Here is a 16,504-nt window from a genome sequence, read left to right as displayed (position 1 = left end):
GATGTCATCCACGAGTCTCCTCCCCTACCTGGAGCCGGCCCCGGGCAGCCCGCCGCTCCTGCACGCCGAGCCCGCCGGCGACGCGGTGAGCTGGGCCGCCGCGCACCGCGACCCGCTGCGCGCCCTCGTCCTCGACCACGGCGGTGTCCTGGTGCGCGGTCTGGGCCTCACCGACCCCGGGACCAGCGAGGCGGTCTTCCGGCGGCTGACCGAGGGCCTGATGCCCGACCGTGAGCCCTTCGCGCCCCGGCGCCGCTACGCGGACGGCGTGTACTCGTCCACCAAGTGGCCGCCTAACCAGCAGATGTGCATGCACCACGAGGTCAGCTACGGCCTGGAGTTCCCGGGCCTGCTCCTGTTCGCCTGCCTCGAGGCGCCCGGCTCCGGGGGCGCGACCGCGCTCGCCGACGCGTCGGCGGTGCTGCGGGACCTGCCCCGCGACCTGGTCTCCCGCTTCGAGCGGGAGGGCTGGCTGCTGACCCGGGCGTACCACGAGGAGATCGGCGCGTCGGTCGAGGAGGCCTTCGGCACGGACGACCACGAGGCCGTCGAGCGCTACTGCCGACGGCACGCGATCGAGTTCGCCTGGCAGAGCGACGGCTCCCTGCACACCCGGCAACGGCGCGGCGCGGTGCTCAGGCACCCGTCCTCCGGCCTGCCCTGCTGGTTCAACCAGATCGCGTTCCTCAACGAGTGGACCATGGAACCGGAGGTGCACGAGTACCTGGTGGACGTGTACGGCGCGGACGGCCTGCCCTTCAACACCCGCTTCGGCGACGGCGATCCGATCGACGCGGACGTCGTCCGGACGATCAACGAGGTGTACGACGCCCACACCGTGCGCGAGCCCTGGCAGGACGGCGACCTCCTGCTCGTCGACAACATCCGTACGGCACACGGCCGCGAGCCCTTCGAGGGGCCGCGCGAGGTGCTGGCCGCGCTCGGCAACCCGGTGCTGCGCGCCGACGGCGAGGTGAGCGGCGTATGAGCACCGCCGACGCCCCGTCCTTCGCACTCGTCACCGGTGCACAGGTCCAGCAGACCCTGCACGGGAGGGAACCGGAGATCGCGGACCTCGTCGAGGCCGTGTACCGGCTGCACGGCGCCGGTGACTCGGTGAACCCGCCGTCGTACTTCCTGCGGTTCCCGGACCGCCCGTCGTCCCGGATCATCGCGCTGCCCGCCTCGCTGGGCGGACCGCTGAGGGTCGACGGCCTGAAGTGGGTCTCCAGCTTCCCGGAGAACATCAGGTCCGGGCTGCCGCGCGCGTCGGCGGTGCTGATCCTCAACGACCCCGAGACCGGCTATCCGTTCGCCTGTCTGGAGAGCTCGGTCATCAGCGCCACGCGCACGGCCTCGTCGGCGGTGCTGGCGGCCGCGGAACTCAGCGCGGGACGCGTCCGGCCGGCCCGGGTCGGGTTCCTCGGCACCGGGCTGATCGCCCGGTACATCCACACCCATCTCACCGCCACGGGCTGGGAGTTCGAGGAGACGGGTGTGCACGACCTGTCGGCCGAGAGCGCCGCCGGGTTCCGTGGTTACCTGGAGCGGTCCGGGGCGCCGGGGAAGGTGGCCGTGCACGACTCGGCCGAATCCCTCATCCGCTCCAGCGACCTGGTCGTCTTCGCCACGGTCGCCGGCAAGCCGCACGTCCACGATCCGTCGTGGTTCGGCCATCACCCCCTGGTCCTGCATGTGTCCCTGCGTGATCTCGACCCGGAGATCCTGCTCTCGTCGGCCAACTTCGTCGACGACGTCGAGCACTGCCTCAAGGCCGAGACCTCCCCGCACCTGGCCGAACGGCTCACGGGGAGCAGGGACTTCATCGACGGCACGCTCGACGACGTGCTGACCGGACGGGTGACCGTCCCGACGGACCGGACGGTGGTGTTCTCCCCCTTCGGCCTGGGGGTGCTCGACCTCGCCGTCGGCCGGTTCGTCCACGACGAACTGGCCCGGCGCGGCGAACTGCACGTCGTCGACGGGTTCTTCAACGAGCTGCGCCGGTACGGCTGAACGATCAGTGGCGCATGAGGAGGGGGGCATCATGCCCGTCATATCCGATCCTTCGGAGTTCAACGAGTCAGACCTCTACGTCGACCTGCGGGCGGCGCTGGAGCTTCCGCTGTTCCTGAAGTGCGAGGGCTTCAACTTCGCCGGGTCCATCAAGCTGAAGGCTGCCCGTGAGATGGTGAACGCCGCCGAGCGCGACGGGACCCTGCGGCCCGGGTCGATCCTGGTGGAGTCGTCGTCGGGGAACCTGGGGGTGGCCCTGAGCATGATCGCGGCGAGCCGGGGTTACCGGTTCCTGTGCGTGACCGACTCGCGGTGCAACCTGGTGACGATCCGGCTGATGGAGTCGCTCGGCACCCGGGTGCACGTGGTCCGGGAGCCCGACCTGCACGACGGTTACCTGGGCGCCCGGCTCGCGTACGTGCGGGCGCTGTGCGCCTCGGACGAGCGGTACGTGTGGCTCAACCAGTACAGCAACCAGGGGAACTGGCGGGCGCACTACCGCACCACGGCGCCGGAGATCGCGCGGCGCTTCCCGGACCTGGACGTCCTGTTCGTGGGGGCCGGCACCACCGGGACCCTGATGGGCTGCGCCCGGTGGTTCTGGCAGTGGCGGCGCCCGGTACGGATCGTCGCCGTCGACAGCGTCGGCTCGGTCACCTTCGGCGGGCCGCCCGGAGTCCGGCTGATCCCGGGGCTCGGCACGAGCGTGCCGCCGCAGCTGCTCGACAAGTCGTACATCGACGACGTGGTCCTCGTCGAGGAACCGGACACACTCCATGTCTGCCGACGGCTGGCCGCCCGGGGCTTCCTGTTCGGCGGCTCCACCGGCACGGTCGTCAGCGGCGCCCACCAGTGGCTGTCCGCCCACGGCCGGCGCGGCCTCACCGCGGTGGCGATCGCCCCGGACCTCGGCGAGCGCTACCTCGACACGGTGTACCGGGCGGGCTGGCCGCACGGCCTCCCCGAGACGGACCCGGTCCACCACCAGCCGACGGAGGCGATGGCCCACCTCGCCTGACCCCCGCCCACCCGCACCACGGCGCCCGCCCCGCCCCTCGCGAGACCGGGTGCCGTGCCTGTGAGCGCGGAGGCAGCGAGCGTTCGTTCCCCCGCAGCGCCGCTCCACCGGCCCCCGGCGACCAGACACCGTGAGGAGCGGGGCTCGCCCGCCCGCATCGACCAGCCACCGCGACACCATCCACCCGCCCACCTCGGACCAGACACCGTGCCCGCGAGGTCACACGCCCGCAGCCACCAGCGGCACCCGCCGATGAGAAGCGAGGCTCGCCCGCCCGCATCGACCAGCCCCGTGACACCATCCACCCGCCCACCTCGGACCAGACACCGTGCCCGCGAGGTCACACGCCCGCAGCGACCAGCGGCCCCCGCCGATGAGGAGCAGGGCTCGCCCGCCCGCAACGACCAGCCACCGCGACCACCATCCGCCGACCCACCCGCCCGCATCGGACCAGACACCGTGCCCGCGAGGTCACGCGCCCGCAGCGACCAGCGGCACCCGTCGATGAGGAGCAGGGCTCGCCCGCCCGCAACGACCAGCCACCGCGACACCATCCATCGGTCCACTCGACCGGACACCGTGCCCGCGAGGGCACACGCCCGCAGCCACCAGCGGCACCCACCGATGAGAAGCGAGGCCAGCCCGCCCGCAACGACCAGCCCCGTGACACCATCCATCGGCCCACTCGCCCAGACACCGTGCCCGCGAGGTCACACCCCCACGGCGACCACGAAGCACGCCGATGAGAAGCAGCGCGCGCACCCCGCAGCGACCAGCCACCGCGACCCCATGCGCCTGTCCAGCCGCCCACGACGCCGCGCACCCACCTCCACAAGACGCCCCTCCGCCCGCCCCCGGCGACCCGGCCCCCGTCCACCATGCCCGAGACCGCCGGCACGCACCCGCACCGACCAAGCACCGTGACCACGACCGCCGGCCCACATCCCCGCGGCCACCTGGCCCCCACCCACGAGGCGACCGGCACACGCACCCGGCCCCCTGTCCGCCGGACGCCCCACACCACACCCACCACCCCACCCCCGTGTCCGTGAGGTGACCCTCCCCCGCCCCGGGGTACTTTCGCAGGCATGGCAGGCACCACGCACACCGTGACCAACCAGCCCCCACCCCTGATCGGCTACGACGTCTACGGCGCCGACCGCGCGCTCAAGGAGGCCGTCCAGCGGCACCTCGACCCGGCCCTGTCCGACGAGGTCCACGGCGAGCTGGCCGCCCTCGGCCGGGCCTGCGGCTCGGCGCAGGTGCAGGAGTGGGGCGTCCAGGCCAACGAGAACCCGCCCCGGCTGCGCACCCACGACCGCCACGGCCACCGTGTCGACGAGGTCGAGTTCCATCCGGCCTGGCACCGGGTGCTCGGCAAGGGCGTGTCCGCGGGCCTGACCGCCGCCTGGACCCGCCCCGGCGGACATGTGCGGCGAGCGGCGGCCTTCCTCCTGTGGACGCAGGTCGACGCGGGCAACTGCTGTCCGCTGTCCATGACCCACGCGGCGGTCCCCGCCCTGCGCACCGACCCGGACCTCGCCGCCGAGTGGGAGCCGCGTCTGACGTCCATGGTCTACGACCGCGAGCTGCGGGCCGCCCACCTCAAGGCCGGGGCGCTGTTCGGGATGGGGATGACGGAGAAGCAGGGCGGCAGCGACGTCCGGGCGAACACGACCTCCGCACGGCCCCTGCCCGACGGCGAGACCTACGAGGTCACCGGCCACAAGTGGTTCTGCTCGGCCCCCATGTCGGACGGCTTCCTGGTCCTCGCCCAGGCGCCGGGCGGACTCACCTGTTTCCTCGTCCCCCGCGTCCTGGAGGACGGAACCCGCAACACGTTTCTCCTCCAGCGCCTCAAGGACAAGCTCGGCAACCGCTCCAACGCCACCGCCGAGGTCGAGTTCGACCGGACCTGGGCCCGCCGCGTCGGCGACGAGGGGCGCGGCGTCCGCACCATCATCGAGATGGTCGCGGCGACCCGGCTCGACAGCGTCCTGGGCTCGGCGGGCCTGATGCGCCAGGCCGTCGCCCAGGCGATCCACCACTGCACCCACCGCGAGGCCTTCGGCGGCAAGCTCGTCGACAAGCCGCTGATGCGCAACGTGCTCGCCGACCTCGCCCTGGAGTCCGAGGCCGCGACCGCCCTCGCCCTGCGTCTGGCGGCCGCCTACGACAAGGGCGACGAGCAGGAACGGGCCTTCCTCAGGATCGCGGTGCCGGCGGCCAAGTACTGGGTCACCAAGCGCTGCACCCCGCTGACCGCGGAGGCCGCCGAGTGCCTGGGCGGCAACGGCTACGTGGAGGAGTCGGGCCTGCCCCGTCTGGTCCGCGAGTCACCGCTGAACTCCGTCTGGGAGGGCGCGGGCAACATCCAGGCCCTGGACGTCCTGAGGGTCCTCCAGCGGGAGCCCCAGGCGCTGAACGCCTACCTCCTGGAGATCGGCGAGACCCGTGGCGCCGACCACCGCCTGGACGCGGCGACGAAGAACGTCTTCACCGAACTGGCCGATCTGGAGGGCGTCGAGGGCCGGGCCCGGCATCTGACGGAACGACTCGTGCTCGTCCTGCAGGGCTCCCTGCTCGTGCGCCACGCCCCCGCGGAGGTGGCCGACGCCTTCTGCGCGTCCCGCCTGGGCGGCGACGGCGGCAAGGTCTTCGGCACGTTGCCCACGACCCTGGACCTGGCCTCGGTGGTGGACCGGGCCCGGCCCGTGGAGTGACCGTCCGGACAGGAGAACGGGGGTGGTGCTGCGCCGACACGGCACCACCCCCGTTGCGGCCCTCGGAGGCCGAAACACGCCGCTGCGAGACGGCGTTCGCCCAAGTTTCAAACAAGCCGGAGCCCACCACCAGGGTTGCAGGGGGTTGCAACTTCCTGGTGTCTGTGGGCGGACTGTGTGCCTCCCCGAGCCGCGACCGGCACTATGAGACGGACAGTCAACGGACCCGGGACCGGGAGGACCAGTGCCGCTCTCGCCGACGCATGTGACCCACCTAGCCACCGTGGACACGGCACGCGCAGCCCGGGTACTGAACGACATCCGCTCCGCCACCCTGTCCGGCCGGCGCACGCCCCTCGCCCCGCGCCCCGTGATCGAGGAGTCCTGGAGCCGGATGCTGCGCGGCGGCGTCGACCCGGACCACGACTTCCGGTCCGGTCTGCTGCCCGTCGAGGAGGTGCAGCGGCGCCGGGAGGGCACCCAGCTCAGGCACGTGCTGCCGGTGCTCAGGGAGGGACTGCTGGCGGTCGCCGACGTCGCCCACCACATCATGGTGGTCGCCGACGACGACGGCCGTGTGCTGTGGCGGGAGGGCAGTTCCCCCGTGCTGCGCAAGGCCGACGGCACCGGCTTCGAACTCGGCGCCGACTGGCGGGAGAACGTCGTCGGCACGAACGGCATCGGTACCCCGGTGGTGGTGCGCCGCCCCGTCCAGGTCTTCGCCTCGGAGCACTTCGTGCGCTCACAGACCTCCTGGACCTGCACCGGCGCTCCCATCAAGGACCCGCGCGACGGCCGGCTGATCGGCGTGGTGGACGTGAGCGGCCCCCTGGACACCATGCACCCGGCGACGCTCTCCTGGGTCGACTCGGTGGCCAAGCTCGCCGAGTCCCGGCTGCGCGAGATGCATCTGTCCTCGCTGGAGCAATTGCGGGCCGTGGCGGCGCCGGTGCTCGCCCGGCTCACCGGCCGGGCGCTGGTGGTGGACCGGGACGGCTGGACGGCGGCGGTGACCGGAATGCCGTATCCGAACCGGATCGCGCTGCCCAAGTCGCTCTCACCGGGCCGCCGATGGCTGCCGGCGCTCGGTCTGTGCGCCCTGGAACCGCTGGCCGGCGGCTGGTTGATCCGCGCCACCGACGAGCCGGAGCCGCAGGGCGCCACCCGGATCGTGCTGGACCTCGCGCAGCCCCGCCGCTGGACGGTGACGGTGTCGGGCGGCGCGGGCACCTGGAGTCACGAACTGAGTCCCCGGCACGCCGAGTTGCTCTACCTGCTGGCCCTGCACCGCTCGGGGCGCAGCGCGGCGGGCCTGGCTCAGGACATGTTCGGCGATCCGGCCCGCACGGTGACCGTGCGTGCGGAGATGTCCCGGGTACGGCGCTATCTCGGGGCGTTCCTGGAACACCGGCCGTATCGTTTCTGCGAGGACGCCGAGGTCGAGGTGCTGCTGCCGGGCAACCCGGCCGACCTGCTGCCGCACTCGACGGCTCCGGCCGTACTGGGGGCCCGCGCTTCCACCGAGACCGGGTGAAAACCCTCGCTCATGGTGCATCTTCCGCATAATTGCAGCGTCTTCGCCCCCAGCGGTGCCTTACTGCCGTAGCATCCCTCTACGGGCCACCCCACCTGCTCCTCGGTCAACGTACGGATCATCAGGCGCAGTTGGCCCGCCTCTGGAGGACGGTATGAAGCAACGTGGCAGACACCGTAGGCGCAAGCGGGGCCAAGCGCTGCGCGCCTTCCTGGCCGGGACCGCCCTCGCGCTGACCGCCGCCGCCACCATGATCAGCACCTCGCAGGCTACGGTCGCCGCCAATCCCGGGACACTGAAGCCGCTGACCTCGGCCGCCGAGACCGCCCCCCTGCGCCTCAAGGAATCCCGGATACCGCAGCGTGCCCTCGACCGGCTCTCCGCCGAGATGGGGCGTCCGGTCGGGGTCTCCGCCGTCCTCGACTCCGCGGACCGGCCCCTGCGCGACGCGATCGACTGCTCGGCCGGTGAGCGCACGGCGCTGCCCGTGGAGCCGACGGCCACCGCCGCCTACTGCTGGGACGCCGCCGACACCCGCTCCTGGCGGGCCGGGGCGGTCACCACCTCGGGCGACGCCGACGACGACGGCCTGTGGGGCGCCAACCGCGTGATCCTCTCGGCGTGGAGCCGCACCGGCACCGCGGCGGACGGCGGGGGCCTGGCCCGGGTCGCCTTCGTCGACGCCAACGACCTGAACCAGCTCACCTACTCCTGGGTCCTCCTCGCCGTTCCGGTCGACGGCGGACGCGACTTCCGCGGCCTCGTCTCCCAGGTCTCCGGGATGGTCTGGTACCAGAACAAGCTGCTGGTCACCGCGAGCGGCGACGGCGGCGACGCGCTGTACGTCTACGACATGAACCGCGTCCAGCGGGCCGGCGTCGACAGCAGCGCGGTCGGCAGGGTCCGCGGCGGCTGGTCGGCGCACGGCGCCCAGTGGGTCCTGCCCGCCGTCGGCTCCTACCGCCTGACCGACCAGGCGGGCGCCACCCGCCCCGACTACCTCTCCCTGGACCGCAGCACCGCCCCGGACAGCCTGGTCGCGAGCGAGTGGATCTCCGGGGACGGCGACACGGGCGCCCGCCTGTGGCGCTACGACTTCAGCGGCGCCCCCGGCCGGGCCGGGCTCCTGGCCACCGGCACCGGCGGCTACGCGCGCGCGGCCGAGGCCTACGTCACCAAGGCCTCCGGCTCCGGCCCCGTCCTGTCGTACGACTCCCAGTGGTATCTGGGCCGGGCGGCCGGGACGGAGGGCGACCACGGCACCCTCTGGCGCCAGAACTCCTCGAACCCCGCGAAGGCCACCCGCTGCGGCACGGACCAGACCCGCAACTGCTGGAGCGGGGAGTCGGAGTCGTTGTCGTACTGGGAACAGACGGGCGACGTGTGGTCCCAGTCGGGCCGGGTGCTGTTCGCGCTGCCACTGGCCTCGATCGACAGATCTCTGGGATAGATGATTCCCTGACCGGCATGCCGAACATCCCCGTGACCACCTGGTCCCTGGAACAGACCGCCCCCACCGACCTCCTCCCGGCCGAGCCCCCGGAGGGCGACGTCCGCATCCGTCGCGCCGAAGTCCCCTCCCCCGAGTTCAGCCGCTTCCTCTACGCCTCGGTGGGCGGCGACATCCGCTGGACCGACCGGCTCTCCTGGACGTACGCACGGTGGCGGGAGCACCTGGAACGGCCGGGCGTGGAGACCTGGGTGGCGTACGACCAGGGCACACCCGCCGGATACGTAGAGCTGGAACCGCAGGACGACGGGGTCGTGGAGATCGTCTACTTCGGCCTGATCCCGGCCTTCCGCGGCAGACGGATCGGCGGCCACCTCCTCTCCTACGGCACGGCCCGCGCCTGGGACCTCGCGGACCGCTGGCCGGGGCTGGCGGACACCAAGCGGGTCTGGCTGCACACCTGCTCCAAGGACGGCGAGCACGCGATGGCCAACTACCAGCGCCGTGGCTTCCAGCTCTTCGACACCAAGGTCGAGGAGGAGGCGGAGATGGCCGCACCCGGCCCCTGGCCCGGGGCGTACCCGGCCTGACCTGCGGGAACAAGAGGGCCCGCGATCTTTGTGACCAACGCCACCCTTATCTCGCCTGTCGAGACAAGGGTGTCCACATGGCGGATAAAGCTGGACTGTGTCCAGATCGCCGTGACACGCTTCCGTCATGTCTGGAACTGGAATTGCCTTGGTGAGTCGGCGGCACGTCGACCTCGGCCGCATGTCCAGCGCCATCTGTCCGGTGCGCTGACGAGCCGCAGCGTCACCCGGCACATCCTCTCGTTCTCCTTGCCGCGCAACGACGCGCAGGTACACCCATGCGCCCGTACGCGCAGGTAAGAGCCTCCCGCCCGCCGCCCGACCGCCACCCCTCATGGACGGCGCTACGCGCCGACACCTTCCCATCGCTGTCCCGAAGGACGTAACAACCATGGCCGCCACCCCGCAGAACCCTGCTGCCGCAGCGCCCCGCCGCAAGGTGAGCCGTCACCGCGGCGAGGGTCAGTGGGCCGCGGGGCACCACACCCCGCTGAACGGCAACGAGCAGTTCAAGAAGGACGACGACGGTCTCAACGTGCGGACACGCATTGAGACGATCTACTCGAAGCGCGGCTTCGACTCGATCGACCCCAACGACCTGCGCGGCCGGATGCGCTGGTGGGGCCTGTACACCCAGCGCAAGCCCGGGATCGACGGCGGCAAGACCGCGATCCTGGAGCCGGAGGAGCTGGACGACAAGTACTTCATGCTGCGGGTACGGATCGACGGCGGACGCCTCACCACCCAGCAGCTGCGCGTCATCGGCGAGATCTCCGAGGAGTTCGCCCGCGGCAGCGCCGACGTCACCGACCGGCAGAACATCCAGCTGCACTGGATCCGCATCGAGGACGTCCCGGAGATCTGGAACCGCCTGGAGGCGGTCGGCCTCTCCACCACCGAGGCGTGCGGCGACTGCCCGCGTGTCGTCATCGGCTCGCCGGTCGCCGGCATCGCCGAGGACGAGATCATCGACGGCTCCTGGGCCATCGAGGAGATCCACGAGCGGTACATCGGCAGCAAGGAGTTCTCCAACCTGCCCCGCAAGTTCAAGACGGCGATCTCCGGCTCCCCGCTCCTCGACGTGGTCCACGAGATCAACGACATCGCCTTCGTCGGCGTCGAGCACCCCGAGCACGGCCCCGGTTTCGACCTGTGGGTCGGCGGCGGTCTGTCCACCAACCCGAAGCTGGGCGTCCGGCTCGGCGCCTGGGTGCCGCTGGACGAGGTGCCCGAGGTGTGGGCCGGTGTGGTCGGCATCTTCCGCGACTGGGGCTATCGGCGCCTGCGGACGCGCGCCCGTCTGAAGTTCCTCGTCGCCGACTGGGGCCCGGAGAAGTTCCGCCAGGTCCTGGAGGACGACTACCTGAAGCGCAAGCTGACCGACGGTCCCGCGCCCGCCGAGCCCTCGGGCCGCTGGCGCGACCACGTCGGCGTGCACCGGCAGAAGGACGGCCTGTTCTACGTCGGGTTCGCCCCGCGTGTGGGCCGGGTCGACGGTGCCACCCTCACGAAGATCGCCGAGGTCGCGGAGGCGCACGGCTCGGGCCGGGTGCGGACCACCGTCGAGCAGAAGATGATCATTCTCGATGTCGAGGAGGCCCAGGTCCAGCCGCTGGTCGAGGCCCTGGAGGCCCTGGACCTCACCGCCAAGCCCTCCCCGTTCCGGCGCGGCACCATGGCCTGCACCGGCATCGAGTACTGCAAGCTCGCCATCGTCGAGACCAAGGCGCGCGGCTCCCAGCTGATCGACGAACTCGAGCGCCGGATCCCGGACTTCGACGAGCCGCTCACCATCAACCTCAACGGCTGCCCGAACGCCTGCGCCCGTATCCAGGTGGCGGACATCGGTCTCAAGGGCCAGCTGGTCCTCAACGACCGGGGCGAGCAGGTCGAGGGCTACCAGGTGCACCTGGGCGGCGCGCTCGGCCTGGAGGCCGGCTTCGGCCGCAAGGTGCGCGGCCTGAAGGTCACCTCCGAGGAGCTGCCCGACTACGTCGAGCGTGTCCTGAAGCGGTTCCAGGCCGAGCGCGAGGACGGCGAGCGCTTCGCCGCCTGGGCCTCGCGTGCCAGCGAGGAGGCCCTCTCATGAGCGAGCGGGCCGCCCCCTTCTACTGCCCCTACTGCGGCGACGAGGACCTCCGTCCGAGCGAGCAGTCTCACGGCGCGTGGGAATGCGCGGCGTGCAACCGCGCATTCCAGTTGAAGTTCCTCGGGCTGCTCGCCCGGGGCCTTCAGCACACCGACGCAGGGGGAGAACAGATATGACCGCGATTCAGGAAGAGCGCACGACCGACGACCTCAAGGCGCTCGCCGAGCAGGCGGACCGCGACCTGGAGGACTCCTCCGCCCTGGAGATCCTCCAGTGGGCCGTCGACACCTTCGGCAAGAGCTTCTGTGTGACCTCCTCGATGGAGGACGCGGTGGTCGCCCACCTCGCCTCCCGGGTCCTCAAGGGCGTGGACGTCGTCTTCCTCGACACCGGCTACCACTTCGAGGAGACCATCGGCACCCGGGACGCGGTCGAGGCCGTGATGGACGTCAACGTCATCACGCTGTCACCGACGCGGACCGTCGCCGAGCAGGACGCGGAGTTCGGCCCGAAGCTGCACGACCGCGACCCCGACCTGTGCTGCAAGATGCGCAAGGTCGAGCCGCTGGAGCGGGGCCTGAAGGACTACCTGGCGTGGGCGACCGGACTGCGCCGCGACGAGTCCCCGACCCGGGCCAACACCCCGGTCGTCGGCTGGGACGAGAAGCGCCAGAAGGTCAAGGTCTCCCCGATCGCCCGCTGGACCCAGGACGACGTCGACGCGTACGTCGCGGAGCACGGCGTCCTGACCAACCCCCTGCTGATGGACGGCTACGCGTCCGTCGGCTGCGCCCCCTGCACCCGCCGTGTCCTGGAGGGCGAGGACGCGCGCGCCGGCCGCTGGGCGGGCCGCGGGAAGACCGAGTGCGGGCTGCACGGATGACGACATCTACCAAGGAGTTGCACGTGACGACCGGAGCCACCGTCTGGCTCACGGGTCTGCCGAGTGCCGGCAAGACCACCATCGCGTACGAGCTGGCCGGCCGGCTGCGCGAGGAGGGCCACCTCGTCGAGGTGCTCGACGGCGACGAGATCCGCGAGTTCATCTCCGCGGGCCTCGGCTTCAGCCGCGAGGACCGGCACACCAACGTGCAGCGCATCGGCTTCCTCGCCGAACTGCTCGCCCGCAACGGCGTCAAGGCGCTGGTCCCGGTCATCGCGCCGTACTCCGACAGCCGCGAGGCCGTGCGCAAGCGCCACCAGGAGAGCGGCGCCGCGTACCTGGAGATCCATGTGGCGACTCCGGTCGAGGTGTGCTCCGTACGCGATGTGAAGGGTCTGTACGCCAAGCAGGCCGCGGGTGAACTGTCCGGGCTGACCGGGGTCGACGACCCCTACGAGGAGCCCGAGACGCCCGATCTGCGGATCGAGTCGCAGAACCAGACCGTCCAGGAGTCCGCGGCCGCGGTCCACGCGCTGCTCACCGAGAGGGGACTGGCATGACGACGACTGTTGCCAAGGCGGAAGGGGACACGGAGGCTCCGTACGCCCTGTCCCACCTGGACGCCCTCGAGTCCGAGGCCGTCCACATCTTCCGTGAGGTGGCGGGTGAGTTCGAGCGGCCGGTGATCCTGTTCTCCGGCGGCAAGGACTCCATCGTCATGCTGCACCTGGCGCTGAAGGCGTTCGCCCCCGCGGCGGTCCCCTTCTCGCTGCTGCACGTGGACACCGGACACAACTTCCCCGAGGTCCTTGAGTACCGGGACCGTGTGGTCGCCGCACACGGGCTGCGCCTCCATGTGGCCTCCGTACAGGACTACATCGACCGCGGTGTGCTCAAGGAGCGTCCGGACGGCACCCGCAACCCCCTCCAGACCCTGCCGCTGACCGAGAAGATCCAGGCGGAGAAGTTCGACGCGGTCTTCGGCGGCGGCCGCCGGGACGAGGAGAAGGCCCGCGCCAAGGAGCGCGTGTTCTCCCTGCGGGACGAGTTCTCCCAGTGGGACCCGCGCCGCCAGCGCCCCGAGCTGTGGAACCTGTACAACGGCCGCCACGCCCCCGGCGAGCACGTCCGGGTCTTCCCGCTGTCCAACTGGACCGAGCTGGACGTCTGGCAGTACATCGCCCGCGAGGGCATCGAGCTGCCGGAGATCTACTTCGCCCACGAGCGTGAGGTGTTCTCGCGCAGCGGCATGTGGCTGACCGCCGGCGAGTGGGGCGGGCCCAAGGACGGCGAGACCGTCGAGAAGCGGCTCGTGCGCTACCGGACCGTCGGTGACATGTCCTGCACGGGTGCCGTCGACTCCGACGCCGACAGCATCGAGAAGGTCATCACCGAGATCGCCGCCTCCCGGCTCACCGAGCGCGGCGCCACCCGCGCCGACGACAAGATGTCCGAGGCCGCGATGGAAGACCGCAAGCGCGAGGGGTACTTCTAAGCATGAGCACCACCACGGAACTCACCGAGACGACCCTTCTGCGGTTCGCGACCGCCGGCTCCGTCGACGACGGCAAGTCGACGCTCGTCGGGCGGCTGCTGCACGACTCCAAGTCGGTCCTCGTCGACCAGCTGGAGGCCGTCGAGCGTGTCTCGGCCTCGCGCGGCCAGGAGGCTCCCGACCTCGCGCTGCTCACCGACGGCCTGCGCGCCGAGCGCGAGCAGGGCATCACCATCGACGTGGCCTACCGCTACTTCGCCACGCCCAGGCGCCGGTTCATCCTCGCCGACACCCCCGGCCACGTGCAGTACACCCGCAACATGGTGACGGGTGCCTCCACGGCCGAGCTGACGGTGATCCTGATCGACGCCCGTAACGGGGTCGTGGAGCAGACCCGCCGGCACGCCGCCCTCGCGGCGCTGCTGCGGGTGCCGCACGTGGTGCTCGCGGTCAACAAGATGGACCTGGTCGAGTACCAGGAGTCCGTCTTCGCCGCGATCGCCGAGGAGTTCACGGCGTACGCGCTCGAGCTGGGCGTCCCGGAGGTCACCGCGATCCCGATCTCGGCGCTCGCCGGTGACAACGTGGTGGAGCCGTCCGCGAACATGGACTGGTACGGCGGCCCGACCGTCCTGGAGCACCTGGAGACGGTCCCGGTCACCCACGACCTGAGCCACTGCCACGCCCGGCTCCCCGTGCAGTACGTGATCCGGCCGCAGACCGCCGAGCACCCCGACTACCGGGGGTACGCCGGTCAGATCGCCGCCGGTTCGTTCCACGTCGGTGAGCAGGTCACCGTGCTGCCGTCGGGCCGCTCCACGAAGATCGCCGGTATCGACCTGCTGGGCGAGCCGGTCAAGGTGGCCTGGACGACGCAGTCGGTGACGATCCTCTTGGAGGACGACATCGACATCTCGCGCGGCGACCTGCTGGTGCCCAGCAAGGACGCCCCGCCGACCACCCAGGACATCGAGGCGACCGTCTGCCACGTCGCCGACGCCCCGCTGACCGTCGGCCACCGGGTGCTGCTCAAGCACGGCACCCGTACGGTCAAGGCGATCGTCAAGGACATCCCGTCCCGGCTCACGCTCGCCGACCTGTCCCTGCACCCGCACCCGGGACAGCTCGTCGCCAACGACATCGGCCGGGTGAAGATCCGCACCGCCGAGCCGCTGCCGGTCGACTCCTACTCGGACTCGCGGCGCACCGGCTCGTTCATCCTGATCGACCCGAACGACGGCACCACGCTCACCGCGGGCATGGTCGGCGAGTCGTTCGCGTCCCCGGAGCCCGTCAAGGACGAGTCCGAGGACGACGGGTGGGACTTCTGACATGAACTCCACCGACTACTACTCCACGTTCGCGAAGGAGGGCGGCCGCGTAGGCAGCGGCGCGCTCGGCAGCGGGCAGGGCGGAGTGGCGCGATGTGTGCGCTGACGTACGCGCACCGCTTGCGCGCCCCGTCCCCCCACCCGCCGTCCCGGAAGAGACGAAGACCTGCCGACCTCCCGGCCACGACCTGAGAGACCGTGACCGCCGGGCCTCCGAGAGGAACACCTCCCGTGCCTGTCAACCGCTCAGCCCTCCTTCGCCGCGGCGCCGCCGTGGTCGCCGCTCTTCCGCTGCTGGCACTCGCCGCCTGCGGGTACGGGTCGGACTCCAAGGACACCGACACCGCCAAGGTCGCCGCCGGGGCCAAGAAGATCGACGGTCTCGACTCCGTCAAGATCGGCTACTTCGGCAACCTCACCCACGGCACCGCGCTCGTCGGGGTGAACAAGGGCTTCTTCCAGAAGGAGCTCGGGGCCACCAAGGCCTCGTACGCGACCTTCAACGCCGGCCCCTCCGAGATCGAGGCCCTCAACTCGAAGTCGATCGACATCGGCTGGATCGGCCCGTCCCCGTCGATCAACGGCTACGTCAAGTCCGGCGGCAAGAGCCTGAAGATCATCGGTGGTTCGGCGTCCGGCGGTGTGAAGCTGGTCGTCAACCCCGACAAGATCAAGTCCCTCAAGGACGTCAAGGGCAAGAAGATCGCCACCCCGCAGCTCGGCAACACCCAGGACGTGGCGTTCCTCAACTGGATCGCCGACCAGGGCTGGAAGGTCGACGCGCAGAGCGGCAAGGGTGACGTCACCGTCGTCCGCACCGACAACAAGATCACGCCGGACGCCTACAAGTCCGGTTCCATCGACGGTGCCTGGGTTCCGGAGCCGACCGCGTCCAAGCTGGTCGCGGAGGGCGGCAAGGTCCTGCTCGACGAGTCGTCGCTGTGGCCGGACAAGAAGTTCGTGATCACGAACATCATCGTGCGCCAGGACTTCCTCAAGGAGCACCCGAAGGCGGTCGAGGCCGTCCTGAAGGCGTCGGTGGAAGCCAACAAGTGGATCAACGCCAACCCGGACGCGGCGAAGGCGGCGGCGAACAAGCAGCTCGAGGCCGACTCCGGCAAGGCGCTCAAGCCCGCGGTCCTCGACCCCGCCTGGAAGTCGATCCAGTTCACCAATGACCCGCTGGCCGCCACGCTCAACACCGAGGCGGAGCACGCGGTCAAGGCCGGTCTGCTGGAGAAGCCCGACCTGAAGGGGATCTACGACCTCACGATCCTCAACAAGGTCCTCAAGGCCGAGGGCGAGACGACCGTCGACGCCGCCGGTCTCGGCACCAGCTGACCCCGTTCCCCGATGAGTTCCCAGGAGGTGACGA

The 16,504-nt window shown here is 71.0% G+C and carries 15 protein-coding genes; all 15 read left to right on the top strand.

All coding sequences use genetic code 11. The features are described 5' to 3' along the window. Position 1 precedes the first annotated feature (1 nt). The 15 genes from ABZT06_RS05520 to ABZT06_RS05450 all read left to right on the top strand — a co-directional run bounded on the left by ABZT06_RS05520 (position 2) and on the right by ABZT06_RS05450 (position 16,470). Positions 2–988, top strand: a complete 987-nt coding sequence (locus tag ABZT06_RS05520) for a TauD/TfdA family dioxygenase (RefSeq protein ID WP_355735189.1) — start codon at positions 2–4, stop codon at positions 986–988. Next, positions 985–2,016: a 2,3-diaminopropionate biosynthesis protein SbnB gene (gene sbnB / locus ABZT06_RS05515; RefSeq protein WP_355735186.1), complete on the top strand. Its 1,032-nt coding sequence runs from the start codon at positions 985–987 to the stop codon at positions 2,014–2,016. Before ABZT06_RS05520 ends, sbnB begins: the two co-directional genes overlap by 4 nt. Positions 2,017–2,047: 31 nt before the next feature. Next, positions 2,048–3,034 (top strand): 2,3-diaminopropionate biosynthesis protein SbnA, encoded by a 987-nt coding sequence (gene sbnA, locus ABZT06_RS05510; protein ID WP_355735183.1) that lies wholly within the window; start codon positions 2,048–2,050, stop codon positions 3,032–3,034. 1,088 nt (positions 3,035–4,122) lie between these two features. Further along, positions 4,123–5,757 (top strand): acyl-CoA dehydrogenase family protein, encoded by a 1,635-nt coding sequence (locus ABZT06_RS05505; RefSeq protein ID WP_355735181.1) that lies wholly within the window; start codon positions 4,123–4,125, stop codon positions 5,755–5,757. 244 nt (positions 5,758–6,001) lie between these two features. Further along, the gene (locus ABZT06_RS05500; RefSeq protein WP_355735178.1) at positions 6,002–7,291 is read left to right on the top strand and encodes a GAF domain-containing protein; all 1,290 of its coding nucleotides are present in this window, start codon (positions 6,002–6,004) and stop codon (positions 7,289–7,291) included. 154 nt (positions 7,292–7,445) lie between these two features. After that, entirely contained in the window at positions 7,446–8,741 is a 1,296-nt protein-coding gene (locus ABZT06_RS05495; RefSeq protein ID WP_355735175.1) for a hypothetical protein, read from the top strand. Between the two features lie 17 nt (positions 8,742–8,758). Then, positions 8,759–9,331 carry a GNAT family N-acetyltransferase gene (locus ABZT06_RS05490; protein WP_355735172.1) on the top strand — a complete coding sequence of 191 codons (573 nt, stop codon included), beginning with the start codon at positions 8,759–8,761 and terminating at the stop codon, positions 9,329–9,331. A 127-nt stretch (positions 9,332–9,458) separates the two neighbouring features. After that, positions 9,459–9,542 (top strand): putative leader peptide, encoded by an 84-nt coding sequence (locus ABZT06_RS05485; protein ID WP_349817346.1) that lies wholly within the window; start codon positions 9,459–9,461, stop codon positions 9,540–9,542. Between the two features lie 180 nt (positions 9,543–9,722). After that, on the top strand, positions 9,723–11,420 hold the full coding sequence (locus ABZT06_RS05480) for a nitrite/sulfite reductase (RefSeq protein WP_355735169.1): 1,698 nt from the start codon (positions 9,723–9,725) through the stop codon (positions 11,418–11,420). Beyond that, a complete protein-coding gene (locus ABZT06_RS05475) occupies positions 11,417–11,596 on the top strand; it encodes a hypothetical protein (protein ID WP_355735166.1) in 180 nt (59 codons plus the stop codon). The genes ABZT06_RS05480 and ABZT06_RS05475 overlap by 4 nt, the downstream gene beginning before the upstream one ends. Then, a complete protein-coding gene (locus ABZT06_RS05470; RefSeq protein ID WP_355735163.1) occupies positions 11,593–12,303 on the top strand; it encodes a phosphoadenylyl-sulfate reductase in 711 nt (236 codons plus the stop codon). Before ABZT06_RS05475 ends, ABZT06_RS05470 begins: the two co-directional genes overlap by 4 nt. Further along, positions 12,300–12,863, top strand: coding sequence for an adenylyl-sulfate kinase (gene cysC, locus ABZT06_RS05465; protein WP_355735160.1), 564 nt, complete (start codon positions 12,300–12,302; stop codon positions 12,861–12,863). Before ABZT06_RS05470 ends, cysC begins: the two co-directional genes overlap by 4 nt. Next, entirely contained in the window at positions 12,860–13,798 is a 939-nt protein-coding gene (gene cysD, locus ABZT06_RS05460; RefSeq protein ID WP_355735157.1) for a sulfate adenylyltransferase subunit CysD, read from the top strand. The genes cysC and cysD overlap by 4 nt, the downstream gene beginning before the upstream one ends. A 2-nt stretch (positions 13,799–13,800) precedes the next feature. Further along, positions 13,801–15,129 carry a GTP-binding protein gene (locus tag ABZT06_RS05455; RefSeq protein ID WP_355735153.1) on the top strand — a complete coding sequence of 443 codons (1,329 nt, stop codon included), beginning with the start codon at positions 13,801–13,803 and terminating at the stop codon, positions 15,127–15,129. 231 nt (positions 15,130–15,360) lie between these two features. Further along, the gene (locus ABZT06_RS05450; RefSeq protein WP_355735151.1) at positions 15,361–16,470 is read left to right on the top strand and encodes an ABC transporter substrate-binding protein; all 1,110 of its coding nucleotides are present in this window, start codon (positions 15,361–15,363) and stop codon (positions 16,468–16,470) included. Positions 16,471–16,504: the final 34 nt, after the last annotated feature.

The sequence above is a fragment of the Streptomyces sp. NPDC005483 genome (genome assembly GCF_040606035.1).
Taxonomy (GTDB): domain Bacteria; phylum Actinomycetota; class Actinomycetes; order Streptomycetales; family Streptomycetaceae; genus Streptomyces.
Note: the sequence above shows the minus strand (reverse complement) of the source record. Positions and strands in the feature narration are given on the sequence as shown.